General features: G+C 41.3%; 17 protein-coding genes. 12 read left to right on the top strand and 5 right to left on the bottom strand.

Annotation, left to right across the window (positions count from 1 at the left end):
- From WBM98_RS06485 to WBM98_RS06445, 9 genes are all read left to right on the top strand, one after another.
- Nucleotides 1-1,118 (top strand): ABC-F family ATP-binding cassette domain-containing protein (locus tag WBM98_RS06485; RefSeq protein ID WP_424365212.1); only part of this gene is annotated, 1,118 nt, incomplete at its 5' end.
- Nucleotides 1,119-1,280: 162 nt separating this feature from the next.
- Nucleotides 1,281-1,637 carry a hypothetical protein gene (locus WBM98_RS06480; RefSeq protein ID WP_424365211.1) on the top strand — a complete coding sequence of 119 codons (357 nt, stop codon included), beginning with the start codon at nt 1,281-1,283 and terminating at the stop codon, nt 1,635-1,637.
- Nucleotides 1,638-1,840: 203 nt separating this feature from the next.
- Entirely contained in the window at nt 1,841-2,416 is a 576-nt protein-coding gene (locus tag WBM98_RS06475; protein WP_424365210.1) for a cob(I)yrinic acid a,c-diamide adenosyltransferase, read from the top strand.
- A 113-nt stretch (nt 2,417-2,529) separates the two neighbouring features.
- Complete coding sequence (locus WBM98_RS06470) at nt 2,530-2,754, top strand: DUF2795 domain-containing protein (protein ID WP_013994285.1); 225 nt, start codon at nt 2,530-2,532, stop codon at nt 2,752-2,754.
- A gap of 297 nt (nt 2,755-3,051) precedes the next feature.
- Nucleotides 3,052-6,414 carry a preprotein translocase subunit SecA gene (secA, locus tag WBM98_RS06465; protein ID WP_424365209.1) on the top strand — a complete coding sequence of 1,121 codons (3,363 nt, stop codon included), beginning with the start codon at nt 3,052-3,054 and terminating at the stop codon, nt 6,412-6,414.
- Nucleotides 6,415-6,506: 92 nt separating this feature from the next.
- Entirely contained in the window at nt 6,507-7,901 is a 1,395-nt protein-coding gene (locus WBM98_RS06460; protein ID WP_424365208.1) for a Gfo/Idh/MocA family oxidoreductase, read from the top strand.
- Nucleotides 7,902-8,067: 166 nt separating this feature from the next.
- A complete protein-coding gene (locus WBM98_RS06455; protein ID WP_424365207.1) occupies nt 8,068-9,282 on the top strand; it encodes a sensor histidine kinase in 1,215 nt (404 codons plus the stop codon).
- Between the two features lie 102 nt (nt 9,283-9,384).
- Nucleotides 9,385-11,904 carry a M14 family zinc carboxypeptidase gene (locus WBM98_RS06450; protein ID WP_424365206.1) on the top strand — a complete coding sequence of 840 codons (2,520 nt, stop codon included), beginning with the start codon at nt 9,385-9,387 and terminating at the stop codon, nt 11,902-11,904.
- A gap of 55 nt (nt 11,905-11,959) precedes the next feature.
- Nucleotides 11,960-13,504: an amidohydrolase family protein gene (locus WBM98_RS06445; protein WP_424365205.1), complete on the top strand. Its 1,545-nt coding sequence runs from the start codon at nt 11,960-11,962 to the stop codon at nt 13,502-13,504.
- 268 nt (nt 13,505-13,772) lie between these two features.
- Here the strand turns inward: WBM98_RS06445 and WBM98_RS06440 are convergent, their stop codons facing one another.
- Nucleotides 13,773-14,030 carry a hypothetical protein gene (locus WBM98_RS06440; RefSeq protein WP_424365204.1) on the bottom strand — a complete coding sequence of 86 codons (258 nt, stop codon included), beginning with the start codon at nt 14,028-14,030 and terminating at the stop codon, nt 13,773-13,775.
- Between the two features lie 404 nt (nt 14,031-14,434).
- Between WBM98_RS06440 and WBM98_RS06435 the strand changes: the two genes are divergently transcribed.
- Nucleotides 14,435-15,985 (top strand): SLC13 family permease, encoded by a 1,551-nt coding sequence (locus WBM98_RS06435; protein WP_424365203.1) that lies wholly within the window; start codon nt 14,435-14,437, stop codon nt 15,983-15,985.
- A 22-nt stretch (nt 15,986-16,007) separates the two neighbouring features.
- On the opposite strand, the gene WBM98_RS06430 is transcribed toward WBM98_RS06435, so the two are convergent.
- The 3 genes from WBM98_RS06430 to WBM98_RS06420 all read right to left on the bottom strand — a co-directional run bounded on the left by WBM98_RS06430 (nt 16,008) and on the right by WBM98_RS06420 (nt 19,821).
- Nucleotides 16,008-16,283: a hypothetical protein gene (locus WBM98_RS06430; protein WP_424365202.1), complete on the bottom strand. Its 276-nt coding sequence runs from the start codon at nt 16,281-16,283 to the stop codon at nt 16,008-16,010.
- A 296-nt stretch (nt 16,284-16,579) separates the two neighbouring features.
- A complete protein-coding gene (locus tag WBM98_RS06425) occupies nt 16,580-19,081 on the bottom strand; it encodes an ABC transporter permease (RefSeq protein WP_424365213.1) in 2,502 nt (833 codons plus the stop codon).
- Nucleotides 19,082-19,131: 50 nt separating this feature from the next.
- Nucleotides 19,132-19,821, bottom strand: coding sequence for an ABC transporter ATP-binding protein (locus tag WBM98_RS06420; protein ID WP_424365201.1), 690 nt, complete (start codon nt 19,819-19,821; stop codon nt 19,132-19,134).
- A 74-nt stretch (nt 19,822-19,895) separates the two neighbouring features.
- Here WBM98_RS06420 and WBM98_RS06415 point away from each other — a divergent pair, with 74 nt between their 5' ends.
- Together WBM98_RS06415 and WBM98_RS06410 are read left to right on the top strand one after the other, a co-directional pair.
- A complete protein-coding gene (locus WBM98_RS06415; RefSeq protein ID WP_424365200.1) occupies nt 19,896-20,588 on the top strand; it encodes an arylesterase in 693 nt (230 codons plus the stop codon).
- A 37-nt stretch (nt 20,589-20,625) separates the two neighbouring features.
- Complete coding sequence (locus WBM98_RS06410; RefSeq protein ID WP_424365199.1) at nt 20,626-21,495, top strand: 3-keto-disaccharide hydrolase; 870 nt, start codon at nt 20,626-20,628, stop codon at nt 21,493-21,495.
- Between the two features lie 23 nt (nt 21,496-21,518).
- On the opposite strand, the gene WBM98_RS06405 is transcribed toward WBM98_RS06410, so the two are convergent.
- On the bottom strand, nt 21,519-21,737 hold the full coding sequence (locus WBM98_RS06405; protein WP_424365198.1) for a hypothetical protein: 219 nt from the start codon (nt 21,735-21,737) through the stop codon (nt 21,519-21,521).
- Between the last annotated feature and the right edge of the window lie 28 nt (nt 21,738-21,765).

Raw genomic sequence — 21,765 nt, 5'->3', positions numbered from 1 at the left:
TCTTTAAAAAGGAATTGGCCTGGATGCGAAGACAACCGAAGGCCAGAACCACGAAATCAAAGTCGAGGATCGATGATTTTAAGGCAATAAAAGAAAAGGCCCATCAACGCCGCAAAGAACATGAAGTACAGTTAGAGCTCAATATGGAACGTGTAGGGAGTAAAATCATGGAGCTGCATAAAATTTCCAAATCCTATCCCGGCAAGCCCATTCTATCCCAGTTCGAATACACGTTTACTAAAGGCGAACGCGTAGGCATTATCGGGAAAAATGGTACCGGAAAATCGACCTTTCTCAATATTCTCTCGGGTATTGACCAGCCCGACACAGGAAAAGTGGTGGTGGGTGAGACCATTAAAATAGGGTATTACACCCAAAAGGGCATCACCGTCAAGCAAGGACAAAAGGTCATTGATGTCATTCGAGAGTTCGGGGACTTCATCCCCTTAAAAAAAGGAAAGCAAATCTCTGCCCAACAATTGCTGGAGCGTTTTTTATTCGATAGGAAGAAACAATATGATTTTGTAGAGAAATTAAGTGGTGGCGAACGCAAACGCTTATACCTATGTACGGTGCTGATCCAAAATCCGAATTTTTTGATCTTGGACGAACCCACGAACGATCTTGATATTGTGACCTTGAATGTTCTTGAAAGTTTTTTGTTGGATTTTCCAGGATGCCTCTTGGTAGTTTCCCATGATCGCTATTTTATGGATAAGATCGTTGACCACCTCTTTGTTTTTAGGGGAGATGCGATCATAGAGGACTTTCCGGGCAATTATTCCGATTATAGGGCCTACGAGGATAGCATGGTTGTTGAACGTAGATTGGAAAAGAACAACAGTTCGGAAAACAAGACCACTAAAGGCTCATGGAAAGAACCGGGTAGTGGCGTCAAGCTCTCCTATTTGGAACAAAAGGAATATAAATCCTTGGAAAAGGAAATACAGGCTTTGGAGAAAAAAAAGGCAGAAGTCCAAAACCGTTTCACGAATAAGGAACTGACCGGGGAAGTTATTGATGCCTTATCCATTGAACTGAAGGAAATATCCGAAGCCATCGAAACAAAGACCGAACGTTGGTTTGAGCTTTCGGCCCTTATGGAAGAGAATCAGTAACGCAGCCATTGATCTATGATGTACCCTGTCATACCCTATCTAAGATTTTTGTTGAGCTCGTCAAACCAGCATGGAGTACATTCTCCCTTCGTTTATAATTTTGTCACAAGGTGCCTTTATACGAAATCGAACTATAAAGGTGGCAGATGCCTAAGGGTGCTTTTGAAGAGCATTGCCTATTTCAAAGCGCAAAATGTGTCTATTCCACCCCATTTAACACGGCTCAGGGAGCAGGTTAAGAATTCATTTCCCAACCTAGACCTCAGCCCGCAAACCGCTGATATCATTTATATGGATTCCCCAAGCATGAACCTGTTTTCGACCATTCTAAAAAAGGAGGGGCACCATAATGACACCATGGTGTTGGTCAATAACATCCATCAAAATAAGGGGAATACCCAAAACTGGGTCGCCATAAAGAACCATATGACAATAACCGTATCGGTAGATTTATTTTATTGTGGCGCCCTTTTTTTTAGGAAAGAACAGGCGAAAGAACATTTTAAGATTAGAATATAAACCCGTAACTTTAAATTATAAGTACGACATTATGGAATATCCAATCTATACGGTTTTCGGTGTATTAATCATAATTTATCTGTTTTTCTTAATCTACAATAGGAACAGATCAAAAAGAAGAAAATCCAAAAAATTTATGGAGGATTATCGTCGTGAGGATAAAAATGAAAGAGAGAAATGAACCTATTTAAATGCATTGATACATGAAAATATATACAAAAACAGGGGATAATGGTACTACGGCACTTTTTGGGGGATCCCGAGTGTCAAAAAAAAATATCAGAATAGATAGTTATGGCACCATAGACGAATTGAACGCATGGATAGGTCTTATTCGTGACCAAGAAATCGATCTCTATGCCAAGAATCTGCTTACCCTTATCCAGGATAAACTTTTTACCGTGGGTGCCATTTTGGCCACCGATCCCGCCAAGGCCATCTTAAAAAGTGGGAAAGAACGGTTGAATATTCCCAAAATAACTGCTGCCGATATTGAATTGCTTGAAAACGAAATGGACTATATGAACGAATCATTACCACCCATGACCCATTTTATACTTCCTGGGGGTCATACCACCGTGTCATACTGTCATATTGCTCGCACCGTATGCCGTAGGGCCGAGCGCTTGGCCACTGCGCTTTATGAACAAGAACCTTTCGACGAATCCGTAATGGCATACATAAATCGTCTTTCAGACTTCCTATTTGTGCTTGCAAGGAAATTGTCGAAGGATTTAAAAGCGGAAGAAATTAAATGGATTCCTGAAAAAAAAGGCTAATAAATCCCTGTTTTCTTCGTTAAAATATTTATTATGCCAAATAATTGTAAAAAATCTTGGCTATGTCAAGATAAAAATTACTTTTGCAAAAATTTTAAAATCAAACTACGACCATGTATTGGACATTAGAACTAGCATCTTATTTAAGTGATGCACCTTGGCCCGCTACCAAAGACGAACTTATCGATTATTCCATCAGGACCGGAGCCCCTTTAGAGGTTGTTGAAAACTTACAATCCATGGAAGAAGAGGGCGGTGAAATTTATGAGTCGATCGAAGAAATCTGGCCCGACTACCCAACAGAAGAAGATTACCTCTGGAACGAGGATGAGTATTAAAAAGATAAGTAAACAAAAAGTCTCTTCGGAGGCTTTTTTTTATGATTTTATTATCATAAGCGCTTAAAGAAAATGGGAGAAATTACTCTCCAAAATGTTAACTTCGCAGCGTAATTTAATACCAGGGGACTATTTTCGGTAATTATGGCAGTCAAAATGGACTACTTTTATCGGATTAAAAACTGGAACGCCTTTTGCGCTATCCTTACAAATCCCATAAAATGGTATTTTAATTTGTAGTGATTTAAAGTTGAAAGAAGCCACTTCCCACAACTTTCAAAATAATATTTAGAAATTATGAGCTTTATAAATTCAGTGCTGAAGGCATTTGTTGGCGACAAATCAAAAAAAGATGTAAAGGAACTACAGCCCATTCTTAATCAAATAAAATCATTCGAATCCGTTTTGGAAGGCTTGAGCCTTGATGAGCTGAGGGCCAAAACCGCTGAATTCAAGGCCAGGATCAAGGCCGATCGTCAGGAATTGGACGAAAAGATAGCCGAGTTGACAGAACAAGTCCATTCCTCTACTGATATTGACAAGAATGAGGATACCTATGCGGAAATAGATAAGTTAGAGGAAGAGGCCTACGAAATATCGGAAAATACCTTGAACGATATCTTACCTGAGGCCTTTGCCGTGGTGAAGGAAACGGCAAAAAGATTCGTGGCCAATGAAACAATGGTAGTAACGGCGTCCGAATTCGACAGAAAGATATCAGGTACGAAGGATTATGTTACCCTAGAGGGTGACAAAGCCATTTGGAAAAACTCTTGGGACGCTGCCGGAAAAGCAGTAACCTGGGATATGGTACATTACGATGTACAGTTGATCGGGGGTATAGCCCTTCATCAAGGTAAAATTGCCGAAATGCAAACGGGTGAAGGTAAAACATTGGTGGCCACCTTACCCATGTACCTCAATGCCATTTCCGGAAATGGCGCCCATTTGGTAACGGTCAACGATTACCTGGCCAAAAGGGATAGTGCCTGGATGGCGCCCATCTTTGAGTTCCACGGCCTTTCCGTAGACTGTATCGACCATCACAAACCCAATTCAGAAGGGCGAAGGGCGGCCTATAATGCCGATATCACCTATGGTACAAACAATGAATTTGGTTTTGATTACCTACGTGATAATATGGCACACACACCAAAAGACCTGGTACAAAGGCCGCATCACTATGCCATCGTCGATGAGGTCGATTCGGTATTGGTCGATGACGCCCGTACCCCGTTGATCATCTCAGGGCCGGTACCTGAAGGAGATCGCCACGAATTCAATGAGCTTAAACCTAAGGTAAGCGATATTGTTCAAAAACAAAGACACCATTTGACCGGTGTTTTGGCCGAAGCCAAAAAAGCCATCGCAGCCGGTGATACGAAAGAAGGTGGTTTCCTATTACTCCGGGTGTTCAGAGGTTTACCCAAAAACAAGGCACTGATCAAATACCTCAGTGAAGAGGGTGTAAAACAATTGCTGCAGAAAACAGAGAACTTCTATATGCAGGATAACAATAGGGAGATGCCAAAAGTAGATGAGGATCTCTTGTTCGTTATCGACGAAAAAAACAATCAAATTGAATTGACCGATAAAGGAGTTGACTATATCTCCGGGGAACAGAACAGGGATTTCTTTGTAATGCCCGATATCGGTGGGGAAATTGCCAAGATCGAAAGCCAAGGTCTTGAAATTGAAAAAGAAGCCGAGCTCAAAGAGGACCTTTTTAAGGACTTTACGATAAAAAGTGAACGAATCCATACCATGAGCCAGTTGTTGAAAGCCTATACCCTCTTTGAAATAGATGTTGAATATGTGGTCATCGACAACAAAGTCATGATCGTTGATGAACAAACTGGACGTATCATGGATGGGCGAAGGTATTCAGACGGATTGCATCAGGCCATCGAAGCCAAGGAAAACGTCAAGATAGAGGCTTTGACCCAGACCTTTGCTACCGTTACGCTACAAAATTACTTTAGAATGTACAAAAAGCTGTCCGGTATGACCGGTACAGCAATTACGGAAGCTGGGGAATTTTGGGAAATCTATAAGTTGGATGTCATGGAAATTCCTACCAACCGGCCATTAGTTCGTGATGACAGGAACGATTTGATCTATAAGACCAAACGGGAAAAATACAATGCAATCATTGAAGAGGTGACCAAACTCTCACAGTCAGGAAGACCTGTATTGATAGGTACCACCTCTGTTGAGATTTCAGAATTGCTTTCCCGAATGTTGCACATTCGTAAAGTTGAACATAATGTTCTTAATGCCAAACTGCATAAAAAAGAGGCCGATGTGGTGGCCGAAGCCGGAAATCCAGGTGTAGTCACTATAGCAACGAATATGGCAGGTCGTGGTACGGATATCAAGCTGTCTGAAGAAGTAAAAAAAGCGGGTGGTTTGGCCATTGTAGGTACGGAACGTCACGATTCAAGACGTGTAGACAGGCAGCTAAGAGGTCGTTCTGGACGTCAGGGTGATCCAGGAAGCTCACAATTCTATGTTTCCTTGGAAGATAATCTCATGCGGTTATTCGGTTCTGACCGTGTGGCCAAGATGATGGACAAAATGGGCTTGGAAGAAGGCGAGGTCATTCAGCACTCGATGATGACAAAATCCATTGAACGCGCACAGAAAAAGGTGGAGGAAAACAACTTTGGTGTACGTAAGCGTTTGCTTGAATATGATGATGTCATGAACGCACAACGTGAGGTCGTCTATAAGCGAAGACGTCATGCTTTGCAAGGGGAACGCCTGAAGGTCGATATTGCCAACATGATCTATGATACCTGTGAAACCATTGCGGAGACCAATAAAGGGGCGATGGATTATAAGAACTTTGAGTTCGAAATGATTAAGTTTTTCTCGATGACCTCCCCAATAACCGAGGCGGAATTTGGAAAAATGACCATTCCGGAAATTGCGAATGAGATCTACAAATCCGCGTTCGAGCATTACAAAGGTAAGATAGAACGCAATGCCGCTACGGCATTTCCTGTCATCAAAAAAGTATATGAGGACAATTCGAACAAGTTCGAAAGAATTGTGGTTCCTTTTACAGACGGAATAAAAACCCTGAATGTGGTGACGAACCTAAAGGATGCCTACGAAAGCAATGGGAATCAGTTGGTCACCGATTTTGAAAAGAATATAACACTGGCGATTATAGATGATGCTTGGAAAACCCATTTGCGTAAGATGGATGAATTGAAGCAATCGGTACAATTGGCCGTTCATGAACAAAAAGATCCATTATTGATCTATAAATTCGAGGCTTTCGAACTTTTTAAGAGCATGATCGACAAGGTAAATAAGGAAGTGGTGGCATTTCTGTTCAAAGGGGAGTTGCCTACCGAGAACCCGAATGAGATCCAAAATGCGGGGAATATAAGAAGGCCTAAGGAAAATTTAAAGACCAGCAAGGAAGAAATTCCGAACAGTGATGAATTGGCCGCAAAAAATAGGGCGGCAGGGCAAACCCAAAGGCAAAGACCACAAATTACGGAGACAATCGTTCGCGAACGTCCGAAAATTGGTCGAAATGAACGTGTGACCATAAAAAATGTGATGTCGGGCGAAAGTAAAACGGTCAAATACAAACAAGCAGAGCCCCTGATAGATAATGGGGATTGGGTTTTGACCGAAAATTGAAACCAATGATATAAGGAAAAGGAAAGCGACCAAAAGGTCGCTTTTTTTTGGGTTTAATTCTATATCTTTAAAGAGACCAAAACCTCTTGATTGTGAAAATCCATCGGCGTAAATTTCTTACTTCCATAAGTATGTTGGCAGCAACAACGGCATTTCCCATTAACGCATTTGAATTTGGAAAACCAAAAAAATTAAAGATAGCCCTCATAGGAACCGGCATTCGGGGTACATCTTTCTGGGGCAAACGCCTGGTTGATGAATATTCCGATATTTTGGAATTTGTTGGCTTGTGCGATAATAACCCTGGACGTTTGGCCTATGGCAAAACCTATATTGGCACTTCTTGCCCTACATTCACCAATTTTAAAAACATGGTGAAAACAACAAATCCTGATTTAGTGATTGTCACCACCAAAGACTCTACCCATCACGAATTCATTATAAAAGGATTGGAAATGGGTTGCGATGTGTTGACCGAAAAGCCCCTGACCACCGATGAAAGCAAATGTCAGGCCATATTGGATGCAGAAAAAAAATCAAGCAAAAACCTCATCGTGGGTTTTAATTATCGATGGAGCCCCTACGCTACCAAAATCAAGGAACTACTGCAGAACAAATCCATTGGCAAAGTGGTATCCGTTGATTTTCACTGGTATTTGAATACTTACCACGGAGCTTCCTACTTTAGACGTTGGCACGGCCTCATGAATGGGGGCGGATCACTTTGGGTTCATAAGGCGACCCACCATTTCGATCTTCTGAACTGGTGGATAAATTCTGAACCCAATGAAGTTTTCGCCTACGGGGACTTGGAGTTCTACGGAAAAAATGGTCCGTTCCGTGGTAAGAGCTGTCGCGATTGTGAACATGCCCCCAACTGTGATTTCCATTGGGATATTACAACAGACGAACGTTCAATGGCACTTTATGCCAATAATGAGCAATATGATGGCTATATCCGTGACAATTGTCTGTTTCGCGACGAAATAGATATCTACGACAAAATGTCTGCTCAGGTGAAATATACCAACAATACTATCTTAAATTATTCACTCACTACGTATTCCCCATTTGAAGGATGGCGCGTAGCATTCAATGGAACGGAAGGTAGAATTGAGGCATGGCAAGATATTCCATACAATAAGACCAGTACCATTAGTGAGGTTGAGAAACATACCAAGGAAATGGAACAGACCAACATAGAGGAATCGCAGTATGAACCCATGATTTTGCATAAACTTTGGTCCGAACATGAAACCATTCAAGTAGAAATGGAAAAAACCGGGCATGGTGGGGGCGATAAAAGACTGCACGACAAGATATTCAGAAACCCAGAGATAGCTGACCCTTACGGCAGGACTGCAGGTATTCGGGATGGCGCTATGTCAGTTCTTATTGGTATTGCAGCGAGAAGAAGTATTGAAAAAGGCTCGCCGATCCGCATTGGTGACTTAACGGATTTAGTTCCCAAAACAGAAAGAAGTTAAGTGGATTTTGAACTAGTTAAACCACCGACTAGAACTTAATTTTTCGATTTGTTGTTGATTTAATAGTAAAACATATTTAGATTTACCGTAAATAACCCTGTATTTTAAGGAATTGCCTTTCAATACCACTATGTGATTCTTTATAATGAGCAATACCCATTTTACTATGAACACGCCCGTCAAAGATGAATATCGCTTAAAGGATAAAGTAAAATTAACATTGAGGGTCAATTATTTTTCCTCCCTTTTTGCCATTATTTTAGGATTCCTTTGTCTTTATGTTCTCGATATTACCGAGATATTGCCCTACGCGTTTTTTGTTTTTGGCACCATTAATCTTTTGAATACCCTGGCCTTTAATACCCACAGGAATTTAACGATAACCTATAATATCACTTCGATTGTCGCCTTGATCAGTGCCACTTTCATCACACTTTTCAGCGGAGGAATAAACAGTCCGTTTATTTTTGTCCTGGCCCTTATCGTATTCACGGGCTATGTGACTACAAAACTATATGGTAAGGTGTACCTCTATATCAATATGCTCATTGTATGTTTATTATATATTGAGAGTCTTCCCGAATACACCATGGCTTATAATGTGGTCCCCGAAGCATCGCGTAACCTTTTTAGTTTCTTAAGTATCCTTTTTTCGGTCTATCTATTAGGGGGTGTTTTAGGGAAAAACCTTTTAAAGGCGCATCACAATCTGTACAAATCAAGGAATGAAATTGAAAAACGGATAATGGAAAAAGAAACCCTTCTTCGTGAAGTCCATCATCGGGTCAAGAATAACCTTCAGACCGTGTCAAGCCTATTGAGCCTTCAATCGAGGAACCTCGAGGATAAGAAAATGAAGAGTATCATAAAAAGCAGTCAAAATAGGGTAATCTCTATGGCCATGGTACATGAAATGCTATACATGCGTGAAGATCTTTCTAAAATAGAATATAAATCCTATGTAGAGGAATTGAGTGAATTCCTTGTTCGATCCTTAAAGGGATCGGACAGTAAAATCAAAGTGAATATTGACATACCGGATATCAAACTAGGTATTGATACCGCCATTCCCTTAGGCCTTTTGATCAATGAAGCCATTACCAATGCCTTGAAATATGGGATTACGGATCAAAACGAAGGAGAGATAAGTATTGCTATTCACCAAGGTGAGAATAATGAATATATCTTGAAGATCGGTGATAATGGCATAGGATTCCCCGAAACGATCAACCATAAAACGACTAAATCGCTCGGCTTAAAATTAATCTATAACCTCGCTCGCCAACTGAAGGGGAGCATTAGTAGGGATCTTACCAAGAAGGGCACCAATTATATCATTAAGTTTTGTGAAGTAGGAAAGCAGTTTCAATCGGTTGCCTAAGGGTTTTTATGAAATTCGAATAGGGCAGAATCCATTTTTTACCAGATTTATTTTTTCTTTTTTATTCCATATATTTAAAGGTCTAATTCTAAATAAGCCTCTGTGTTCAAAAGACTATTATTATTTACGCTGTTTTGTGGTTCAACACTTTACGGCCAAGATTATTTTTTAAAAAAATTCCATCCGTTTAATTCCACAATCCCCTCCCCTGAACAATTTTTGGGGTATGGCATTGGTGAGCATCATACGAGACATGACTTGATCGTCGCCTACTTTGAAAAACTTGCAGAAATATCCGATCGGGTATCCATTCATTATTATGGCAAGACACATGAAGGTCGAAAATTGGTAATACTAACTATTACGAGTCCAGAAAACTTAACCAATCTTGATGAATTGAAACGCCAACATTTGGCTTTCACTGACCCCAACAGTATGGCGTTAAACTATAACGACGTTCCTATTTTCATCAATCTAAGCTATAATGTTCATGGCAATGAGCCCTCCAGCGCTGAAGCAGCCTTGTTAACTGCCTATACTTTTGCTGCTTCGAACAACCCCGAAATATTAGGGTACTTAAAAAATGCCGTTATTTTCGTTGATCCAACAATCAATCCCGACGGCCGTGATCGCCATACCCAATATGCGAATGCCTATCAAGGAAATCCACTTGTGGCCGACCCCCAAGATGCCGAGCATAATGAATACTGGCCAGGTGGACGTACTAACCACTATTGGTTTGACCTTAACCGGGATTGGCTTTTGGCCATAAATCCTGAAAGTAGGGCGAAACTGACCTGGTATCATGAATGGTACCCCAATGTAGTGACCGATTTTCATGAAATGGGTACTCAGAGTTCATACTTTTTTGAACCCATGAAATCCAATGGTTCGTTAGATCCCATAATGCCAAAGGAGAATTATAAAGATCTTAATAATATGTTTGGCAACCAATTTGCAAAAGCTCTTGATAGTATTGGCAGTCTATATTTTACAAAAGAAGTATTTGATGGCACTTATCCTGGTTACGGATCCTCATACCCTGATCTGCAAGGAGGTCTGGGATTACTGTTCGAACAGGCCAGTTCCCGTGGCCACAAGCAAACAACAGCCTTTGGTGAAATCACCTTTCCATTTACAATTCGCAATCAATATACCTCAGGTATAACTACCGTAAAAACTGCGGTAAAGAATAAGGCCTATATGCGCAAATATCAACAAGATTTCTTTAAGAGTGCCATTGTCAATGCCGGTAAAAGTAAAATCAAAGGCTATATTTTTGGTGATGCCCATGACCAAAATAGAATCAAGGCATTCATCGACAAATTGTTAATACATAAAATAGAGGTTTATAGGTCGAAAGATAAATTCGCGGTTCCGACAAAACAACCACAATACAGAATGGTCCAAACTATGTTCGAAACCTATTCAAAGTATCGCGATAGTGTCTATTATGATGCTTCAGCTTGGTCCGTAGCCAATTTCTACAATATGAAATATAAGCCAGCTACCAGCTTGGATTTGGAAGCACAAATCACGACAACAGATGACTTGATCAGCGTTTCCCCGATTCAAAAATCGAACTATGCTTACATCATTGATTGGGATGATTATAATGCCCCTGCCGCTCTTAATTACCTTCAAAAAAATGGTTTAACGATTTCATCCTCTTTTAAACCGTTTACTGCAAAAGTGGGTGCTTATTCCAAATCACTCAATTATGGCGCCTTGGTCATTCCTGTAAGCTTACAAAAAAAGGATGCCGATGCCGTTTACAAATTGGTAAAAGCAGCCCAAGAAGAGTTTCAACTTCCTATGTACGCAATCAACTCGGGCTATAGTTTAGAAGGAATAGATCTTGGAAGCCCCTTTATTACACCAATAAAAAAACCAAAAATCGCAATGTTCATAGGTGATGGTGTGCGTTCATACGAGGCTGGCGAAGTATGGCATTTATTGGACAAAAGGGTGCACATGCCCATCACCAAAATACCCATGAGAAATTTTGATAAAATGAAGTTGGATGAATATAAAACCTTGGTCATGGTTTCTGGCAAATATGGATTTTCAGAAAAGCAGCAGGATAAAATCAAAAATTGGGTAAACAAGGGAAATACACTTATTACAATAGGTTCAGCCTCAACATGGGCCATAGAAAAGAAATTAGTAAAAGAAAAATTAATTAAACCCGAGAAAGACACCTTGGCAATTGCAATTCGCAAACCATATGTTGATGCTGGCGAAAATTTGGGTAAGGAAAGTGTCGGTGGTGTAATATTAAAAATGGATATAGATATGACCCATCCCTTAGCCTTCGGCTATCACGATAGTTCTATTCCAGTATACAAAAACAATACGGTATGGATCGCTCCAAGTAAAAACGAATATGCCACTGTTGGAAAATATGCAGCGACCCCACATATAGACGGTTTCCTCACTAAGGAAAACATTGAGGACTATGTTAAACCATCTGCATCGCTGGTGGTAAGTAAAGTTGGTGCTGGCAGGGTAATACTCTTCGCTGACAACCCAAATTTTAGAGGTTCTTGGTACGGCACTAACCGATTGTTTTTAAATGCCTTGTTTTTCGGCGATAAAATAAAAGTACCTTCAAAAGATTAATCAAATTACTTCTTTCTTTAAACACATCACATATATGCGAAACTTAAACTTATTAATGGCTTTTCTATTAATGTGGGGTCTAAATGGTTTGGCCCAAAGTGCGGCAGGAGATGGCCCTTACAGTCAATTGATCATACGAGGGGTAATGCTTATCAACGGCAACGGGGCACCGCCCCAAGGACCCATTGATATCGTGGTCGAAAATAATCTGATCAAAAAAATACAGGTCGTAGGTTACCCCGGGGTTTCCATTGATGATGCCAATCGGCCCAAACTAAAAGCTGGGGGCAAGGAGCTTGATTGCACTGGTATGTATCTTTTACCTGGATTTATTGATATGCATGGCCATATTGGGGGAAAGGCGCAAGGTGCGGACCCGGATTATGTTTTTCGACTATGGATGGCCCATGGGATTACCACGGTTCGTGAACCCAGTGGTCGCGGTGCGGATTTTACCCTTGATTTAAAACAAAAAAGTGCCCGGAATGAAATCGTAGCACCCCGAATTATGGCATATATTGGTTTTGGGGAAGGGAGTGACACCCCTATCACCACCCCTGATATGGCTCGGGAATGGGTACATAACAATGCCAAAAAAGGAGCCGATGGCATCAAATTCTTTGGGGCTGAACCCGAAATCATGGATGCCGCCCTACGCGAAAACAAAAAATTGGGATTGCGTTCTGCCTGTCACCATGCGCAATTGAATGTGGCCCGTTGGAACGTATTGCATTCCGCCAGGGCCGGCCTCACTAGTATGGAACATTGGTATGGGCTGCCGGAAGCCTTGTTTGAGGATAGAACTGTTCAGGATTATCCGTTGGACTATAATTACAACAATGAACAACATCGGTTCGAAGAAGCTGGGCGACTATGGAAACAGGCCGCAGCACCCTATTCTGACCATTGGAATGCGGTTATGGATGAGTTACTGGCGTTGGACTTTACCCTAGATCCCACCTTTAACATCTATGAGGCCAGTCGAGATCTACAGCGTGCAAGACGTGTCGAATGGCACGAAGAGTATACCCTGCCTTCATTATGGGAATTTTACCAACCCAGTAAAATTTCACACGGTTCGTACTGGCACGATTGGGGCACAGAGCAGGAAGTTGCCTGGAAAGAGAACTACAAACTTTGGATGACCTTCGTGAACGAATATAAAAACCGTGGCGGTCGGGTAACCACCGGTTCAGATTCAGGCTTTATATTCCAACTCTATGGATTTGCCTATATACGTGAACTGGAATTATTACGGGAAGCAGGTTTCCATCCTTTGGAAATAATTCGTTCTGCCACCCTAAATGGTGCTGAAGCCCTAGGTATGGACAAAACCATTGGAAGTGTAACTGTCGGGAAACTAGCCGACTTTGTGGTCGTTGAAGAAAATCCGCTGAAAAATCTCAAGGTATTGTACGGAACAGGGGCGATAAGACTAACTGAAGACAACCAAGTGGTACGCGTCGGGGGCGTCAAATACACCATAAAAGACGGTATAATCTATGATGCCAAGGCACTACTGAAAGAAGTTAAGGCGATGGTTGATGCCGAAAAGAATAAACAGGATTATAAAATTCTACAACCCGGGATCAAACATTAAAACATAATTTCTTTGTATCATATAACCATTAACACAGAAGAGTTATACAACAACAATCTATTATAGAAGGCAACAACTTTATAGGTTTCTATGTAAAACCCTATTTCCTTGCGGGTACTTTCAATGGTTGTAAAAAACCTTTGGTTTTAGGAAATAACACCATGTTTAATATCAACAAGGCCACCGGAATTAAAAGTATAAAAAGTATCATAGTCTGTAGGTTTTAAGTTAAAATAAGGGGAACTTTAATTCTTAAAAATGCGTATGATCAAGATAATTTTGGGTTGTCTTTTTTGGTTGTAAATTTTAAGGCTTTCTTTACACGCGAGTTTTTGAATTTGTATAAACGCGCAACACTTTTCTCCGAAGTAGCTTTAACTTCCTTACTATGGTTAGGAGCGATAACCCCACTATCCAAAACAATATCCATTTCAATAGACTCCATTGTATCATTGGTATTGGTGTTTTGCGCGAACGCGGTTAGACCGAAAAAAAGAACTAGGATCAAGGTAAAAATAGCTTTCATAATATCGACTTGGGTACTATAAAATTAACGCCAATCGATGCATGGGAGACCCTATAAAACGGTGAAACACCCTTATTTTTCGGCCATCTGAAAAAGTTTGGATGAAGTGTTGAAAATGTTCGATGAAACAAATTGGAGTGCATTTCACTTTACCGATCGGACCTGCGTTTTATCGGTAGGTTAGCGCAATGTACGGTCCGATTTTCATGTTATCCCGACTTTGGATTTAATGTGGTCACACAATAAGGAAATGTTACTTTTTATCGGTAATTTTAGGATAATGTTCTTTTAATACGAACTAGTACTAGATATAGTTAAGGGTTCTATTTATTTCCAATACTTAAAATCCTGTTGTTACAGAATCCAATGTATGTATTGAAAAGAGCAAAAAAATAAGGTAACAAATGCCTACCGGAAGAAAATATATACCTGAAAATCCTGGTAAATTAGTGCGTTATACCTTGTTTATTTTGGCGCCACTAATTGCCACATACCTGATTTTTTTTGTTGAACTCGATGCGAATAATCCCGCCCTAACCGCAACACTTGCCGTTGCGGTGCTTATGGCCATTTGGTGGGTTACCGAGATCGTGCCCCTCGCCATAACCTCCCTTTTACCCATAGTACTTTTCCCTGCTCTTGGTATTATGAATGGCAGAGAAGTTTCGGCCACCTACTTCAACCATGTGATCTTTCTATTTATTGGGGGGTTTTTGGTAGCATTGGCCATACAGAAGTGGGACTTGCACAAACGGATAGCATTGAAGATCCTACGCATTGTAGGGAGCAGTCCCGGTCGCATATTACTGGGATTTATGGTCGCCACTGCATTTCTTTCCATGTGGATATCCAATACGGCCACAGCCATGTTAATGGTACCCATCCTATTATCCATCATTTCCAAACTTGAAGAAATCAACAGCAAAGCGCTTGTACGCCATTTTGCAATAGGATTGTTACTTAGTGTTGCCTATAGTGCTTCGATTGGAGGCATCGCCACTTTGGTCGGCACACCACCAAATCTTTCCTTCGCCCGAATTTTTTATATCTATTTTCCAAATGCGCCAGAAATATCCTTCGCCACCTGGTTCTTTTATGCCTTTCCCATATCCTTGGTGCTATTCTTCATCCTTTTTGGGTATTTGTATTTCATTTTCGTTAAGAAGAGAAAAAAATGGAAAAGTTTGAGTCGCCAAGATATAACAAACAATTATAAAGCCTTGGGAAAAAAAAGTTTTGAGGAAAAAGTCTTGCTGGTCGCATTCGTGACATTGGCCATATTATGGTTCTTCAGGGCCGACATCGTTGTGGGGTCATTCCGGATTCCAGGCTGGTCCAACCTCTTTAACGAGCCTCAATATTTCAATGACGGTACGGTCGCCATCTTTATTGCTGTGATCCTTTTTATCATTCCTTCAAAAGCAAAACCAGGTACTTTTCTAATGGATTGGAAGGCGGCAGAGGAAATTCCATGGGAAATTATTTTACTTTTCGGTGGCGGATTCGCTTTGGCCAGTGGTTTCAAAGAATCTGGGTTATCCTTATGGTTCGGTCAGCAATTAGTATGGTTAACCGATATGCATCCGCTAATACTTATTTTAAGTATTTGCTTCTTGGTCACTTTTTTGACAGAAATAACTTCCAATACCGCAACCGTAGAGACCCTCTTGCCAATTCTTGCCGGATTGGCGGTAAGTATAGATACCAATCCCCTTTTATTAATGTTACCGGCTACCATTGCCGGGTCATTAGCTTTTATGCTTCCCGTGGCAACACCGCCCAATGCCATCGTATTTGGTAGTAAAAGAATCTCGGTTATCCAAATGGCCAAGACAGGATTTTTCCTAAACCTCATTGGGATCATAGTGGTCACTATCATCACCTATTATTTTGGCACGCTACTATTTGATATTGTTGATGGTGTTTATCCCGATTGGGGACAAATCATAAATTGAAAACCTTGATTGGAGAAATTTCTTAAGCCAATTTAGTCCTATGCCTTTTTGTGGTAAAAGATAAGGCGCTTTTGATCTTGGTATTCTTGAATTTATGGATACTTACCGTTTCCTTATTTTTTGGACGTCTGGATTTATAGGAATCATTTCCCTCCATATTTGTATGAAGCGGTAACCTAATATGTGTTAGTGCTGAACCCTTTTCTGATGTAATCATTTGGTTATCGGGGCCATTATCATGGGCAAAGGACATCAGGCCCGTACATAAAAAGACGGTTACAATGAAAAGGGTTCGCATAGTTAATAGTTCGTTTGGTTACAATGAGAACCAGAAGCGATCGATTTCCTTCTCGATTATTCGATAAAAAGTACGTTTTTATGGATGAAGTGTAATTTCATCGATGAAATGCACTTTTTTATCGTGAAAATCCCACTTTTATATATGTACTTTATCGATGATTTTGGTATTTTGTCGACTGAACCCTCCCCTATTACCATATCCTACAAAACGCTTGCACTCAAAATCCTTGCAATGTTCTAAAGACAGATTGTCTTTACCCCCATCAATTTTATAGTTGCCGTAGTCGAACACAACTACCGAATCTCTTTGCGCAACACTTGCAAAGGTGGACTATTGATTACACGCTTACTGTTTATTAACCCTATGCCCAAAACCAATAAGGTAATTCCTGGAATTAGGATCAAGAACGGGGCCATCGAAGGGATAAAGGGGGTTTCAAAAACAAATACTGCCAGTAGTTGGGTACTTAAGATAGAGAGTAAAACCCCGATACTACTTCCGAGAAGACCCAAATACAAATATTCCAAAGCGGTAATCCTCAGTATCTGATGACTTTGGGCTCCCAGGGTCCGCAAGAGCACACTTTCCCTTAGTCTTTGATATTTACTGTTGCGTACAGACCCGATCAAAACAATGATGCCTGTCAGCATGCTAAAAAACGCCATGAAGTTTATGGCCAAGGAAATCTTATCCAAAATACCCTCGATAATGGCAATGACCTGACGTAAATCAATAATCGAGACATTCGGGAATCTACCCACCAAATTCCGCTGTAGACTTGCAGAACTTTGCGCATCTTTTACATGGGTGGTCAATACATGGAACTGGGGTGCATTTTCCAATATGCCCTTAGGAAAAACAATGGAAAAATTCAATTGCGCACGACCCCAATCCACAGTACGAATATTGCCCACCACGGTTTCCATTAAAACCCCTTGCACATTTAAAACCAGCGTGTCACCGACGACTACCATGGCATCTCTGGCCACATTATCCGATAGGGAAATAGGTACGGGTCCTTCGTTGGTCACTTCCGGCGTCCATTCCCCTTCCATTAACTGCTCGGAGGCAATAAGGGAATCGCGATAGGTAGCCCGAAATTCATGGTTTAAGATCCATTGGTTGACCTGGGAAGTGGTATCCAACCGAATATCGTTGACCGGTCTTCCTTTAATACTGTGCATCCGCATGGTTACAATCGGAATATTATCTATAAGCTGTAGTTTTCTTGCGGCAATACTCTTGGCGACTTCCTCCTTTTGAGGGGTCTGTACATCGAGTAAAATTATATTGGGACTCTCTGCACTATTTTCCAAACTGGTTTTGGCCAGCAGTATGTCTTTGGTAAAATACAAGGTACTTACAAGAAAGGATCCTACCCCAATCGCCAATATTAAGACCATGGTCTGGTTATTGGGTCTGTAGAGATTCAATAAACTTTGGCGGGCTGTAAAGCCCCAAGATAGCGGGAAGTATTTTTTTATCACTCCCATCAATAATTTTGCAAAACCAGCCAATACGGCAAATGTTAGAACTATCCCCAATACAAATGCCAACGCATATCGCCAATTCTGTATAAGTCCATAGGCCAGTAATAATACAGAAACCAAAATACCCAACAAAACCAAAGCGGCCGCCTTCAAGGATTTGGGATTGTTCCCTTCCTGGATACGAAGTACTTGCAATGGTGAAACATACCACGTTCCCAACAATGGCAAAATGGCAAATAAAACCGACATAAAAAGTCCTAAGAACAACCCTATGAATATGGGTGTAAATGATAGGGATATCTTCACCTCAAAGGGTAGAAAATCCTGCAGGAACATCGGAAACACGTATTGTAACGCGGCCCCCAAGGTCGTACCAATAAGTCCGCCCAAGAAACCCATTCCTGCTATCTGGATAAGATAGATAAGAAACGTTTGCCTTCTTGTTGCCCCTAGGCATTTGAGGATGGCGACACTCTGTAATTTTTCTTTGATATAGATGTGCACCGAACTGGCAATGCCTAAACAGCCCAATAACAGTGCTATAAATGCGACCAAATTTAAGAATTTGCCCACATTTTCATAACGTCGACCTAGTCTTTGACTGGTATCGGTATGGGTATCCATATCCGCATTTTCCGCATCGAGTAAAGGATCCACTTCCCGGTTTAGTTTTACCAGATCAGTGTTGGCATCCGCGGCAAAATAATAATTGTATTCCATTCTACTACCTACTTGTAATAGCCCTGTATCCTCAATAAAACGATACGGAATAATTATTGGAGGTGCCACAGAACTTGTGAAAGCGGAACTCCCTGGTGCCGATTTCAAGGCGCCTGCAATGGGGAAGGTCAATGCTCCGATCTTGACACTATCACCTGGTTGTAGGTTATACTGCAGCATTATAGTGGCATCGACCAAGGCACCCCCTTTTTCTTGGTACTCGTTCGCTGCGGTGGCGGGTGCAGTATCCAGTATGCCGTACAAAGGAAAATCACCTTCTATACCCCTGATTTGAACCAATTTGGTTGCATCATTTTTCGGAAAAGAGGCCATAGAAGCAAATTTAACTTCCATACCCGCTGCGCCACCCAAAGAATCAATGATGGCCTGCACTTTGTTATTGGGCAATTGGTCACTATCGATGAGATAGTCGGCTCCCATCAGTTCCTTGGACTGCATTCCAATATTTTCTTTCAGGTTGTCACTGAAGGACTGAATGGATACCACGGCAGCGATGCCTAATATGATTGATGCCATGAACAGCGCCAATCTTTTGCCACTGGCCTTGCCATCGCGCCATGCCATCTGTAGGAGCCAGCCTATACTCGCCGATGTTTTATTATCAGATAAATCCTTCAAGACTTTACTACCCTTTCGTTTGCCATTATTTTACCCCCTTTTAATCGAAGTATATGTTTATTTCGTCTTGCCAAATCGAGATCATGGGTTACTATGACCAATGTGGTACCCGCTTCCTTATTCAAATCAAATAGCAGTTGCACTACTTTTTCACCGGTTTCCTCGTCGAGATTCCCCGTGGGTTCATCTGCGAAAAGAATCGAGGGACCATTGCTAAATGCCCTAGCCAAGGCCACGCGCTGCTGTTCCCCACCAGACAGTTGGGAAGGATAATGCTGATACCGCTTGGCCAAACCTACCTTATCCAACAGTTCCATAGCCACTTTTCTGGCATTTTTAGCCCCTTGCAATTCTAACGGAACGCTCACATTTTCCAATGCTGTCAGGGTGGGAAGTAATTGGAAATCCTGAAAAATAAACCCGACATTGTTGTTGCGTAGCCTTGCACGTTCGTCTTCGTTTAATAGATTTAGATCCTTACCACACAATTCTATGCTGCCTTTTTCGGGTTGGTCCAATCCGGCACATAGCCCCAATAAGGTGGTTTTGCCACTGCCGGAAGGACCAACAATAGCGAAAGTATCTCCTTCCTCTATTTCGAAGGATATATCATCAAGAACGGTAATAGTGGTCGTTCCATTTTTATAAGTTTTCTTTAGGTTGTTTACGTTTAATATCTTTGCCATAGTCCTCTAATCGGTATCCCTTGATTTGAAAGAGGCAAAATAAGAAATGGAATTGATTAATAGCCTAAAGAATTATGCAAACCCTCTTAAAGTTTAGTTATTTTTTTGTTGTTATCCTATTGATTTCATGTGGGGAAAACAAGTCCAAACAAGAGACCCAAGGCGGAGAGGTGGTGAATACCCAGCGTGACACCTTGACCCCTAACAAAAGCAAAACCATAATCTTCTTTGGGAACAGCCTTACGGCAGGTATGGGATTAGATCCAAACGAGGCTTTTCCGGCCTTGATACAGGATAAATTGGATTCATTGCAACTTGATTTTAAGGTGATAAACGCAGGTCTAAGTGGTGAAACCACGGCCAGTGGCAAAAACCGATTGAATTGGGTGCTCAATCAAAAAGTGGATGTTTTTGTTTTGGAACTGGGCGCCAATGACGGATTAAGAGGTATTCCCTTAACGGAGACACGCAGCAACCTACAATCGATTATCGATACTGTTCTCCAGAAGAATCCCATGACCAAAATTATTTTGGCGGGAATGCAGATTCCGCCAAATATGGGTAAAGCGTATACGACGGAATTCAGGAGCATTTTCCCCGAGTTGGCAGAAAAAAACAAAGCAGCCCTCATACCCTTCTTGTTAAAGGACGTTGCCGGTATTCCTGCATTGAATCAAGAAGATGGTATACATCCTACCACAGAAGGACAAAAAATCGTGGCCAACAATGTGTGGGAGATTCTGCAAGAAATAGTAATTTCAGATTAATATAAGTAGTTCATCACCTAAACCCAATACCAAACCAATGAAAAAGATATTTTTCGCAGCACTCGCGCTTTTTAGCATTACCTGTAACCCTGTCAAAAGCACAAAAACCTCCCAAGAACCTTGGGTCTCCCTATGGAACGGCGATGATCTTACGGGTTGGCATTCCTATCTGGGAACCCCATTTCGTGTTGAAAAGGATAGTTTGGGCAATGCCATTGCACCTTTTGGTGTGGATCATGATCCCCTAGGGGTAATAAAGGTGGTGCAAACCGATCAAGGTAACGCCATTCGAATCTCAGGGGTTGCTTGGGGTATGATCTATTCTGAAAAGGAGTATGGGAACTATCATTTAAAACTCAAGGTAAAATGGGGTGAAGCAATGCATTCCCCAAGGGAGAATGGCCCTAGGGACAGTGGTTTATTGTACCACGGCTTTGGCCCTCCCGGGGCTGCCGATGATTGGATGGCCTCTCAAGAGCTGCAAATTCAAGAGGGGGATATGGGCGATTATTGGCCCGTGGGAGAAGTTGAAATTGATATCCCCAGCGTACCAATAGATGACAAGTACTTCAAATACAAGGAAAATGCCCCCCTAAGAACGTACTATAATGCTGAAATTCTTCAGACCGCGATAGAGGACAGCCTGGCCAAGCGAAGGGTCATAAAAAAGTTGGACGCTGAAAAACCACACGGTGAATGGAACGATATAGAATTGATAACCTCTGGGGACTCGAGCATACATATTGTGAATGGTCAAGTGGTGATGCGACTGTTCAACTCGCGAAAGGCTAAAGACCGGCAACCACTCGATTCCGGCAAGATTATTCTACAATCCGAAGGAGCGGAAGTGTATTATAAGGATATTTATATAAAAAAGCTTTCGGTCATCCCTGAAAAGTTTAAGTGAACAATGGGATAGATCCCATGGTATTAAGCCAATTTAGCTTTATTTCTTTTAGTTGTAAACGACAAGGCTTTCTTTATTTTGGAATCTTTGAACTTGTACAGACGGGCAACGGTATTCCCATTGGTATTTGAAGTAACGATGGTCATTTGGGCAGTTTCCACTTTAACATCTGACTTGGTATCCTGGGCTTGGGCCGTTACTCCGATCGTAAGAACAAATAGTAAAGTAAAGATAGTTTTCATGACTTGCGTTTTTATATAATAAAAACGC

Source organism: Maribacter sp., from assembly GCF_049667165.1.
Classification (GTDB): Bacteria; Bacteroidota; Bacteroidia; order Flavobacteriales; family Flavobacteriaceae; genus Maribacter_A.
Note: the sequence above shows the minus strand (reverse complement) of the source record. Positions and strands in the feature narration are given on the sequence as shown.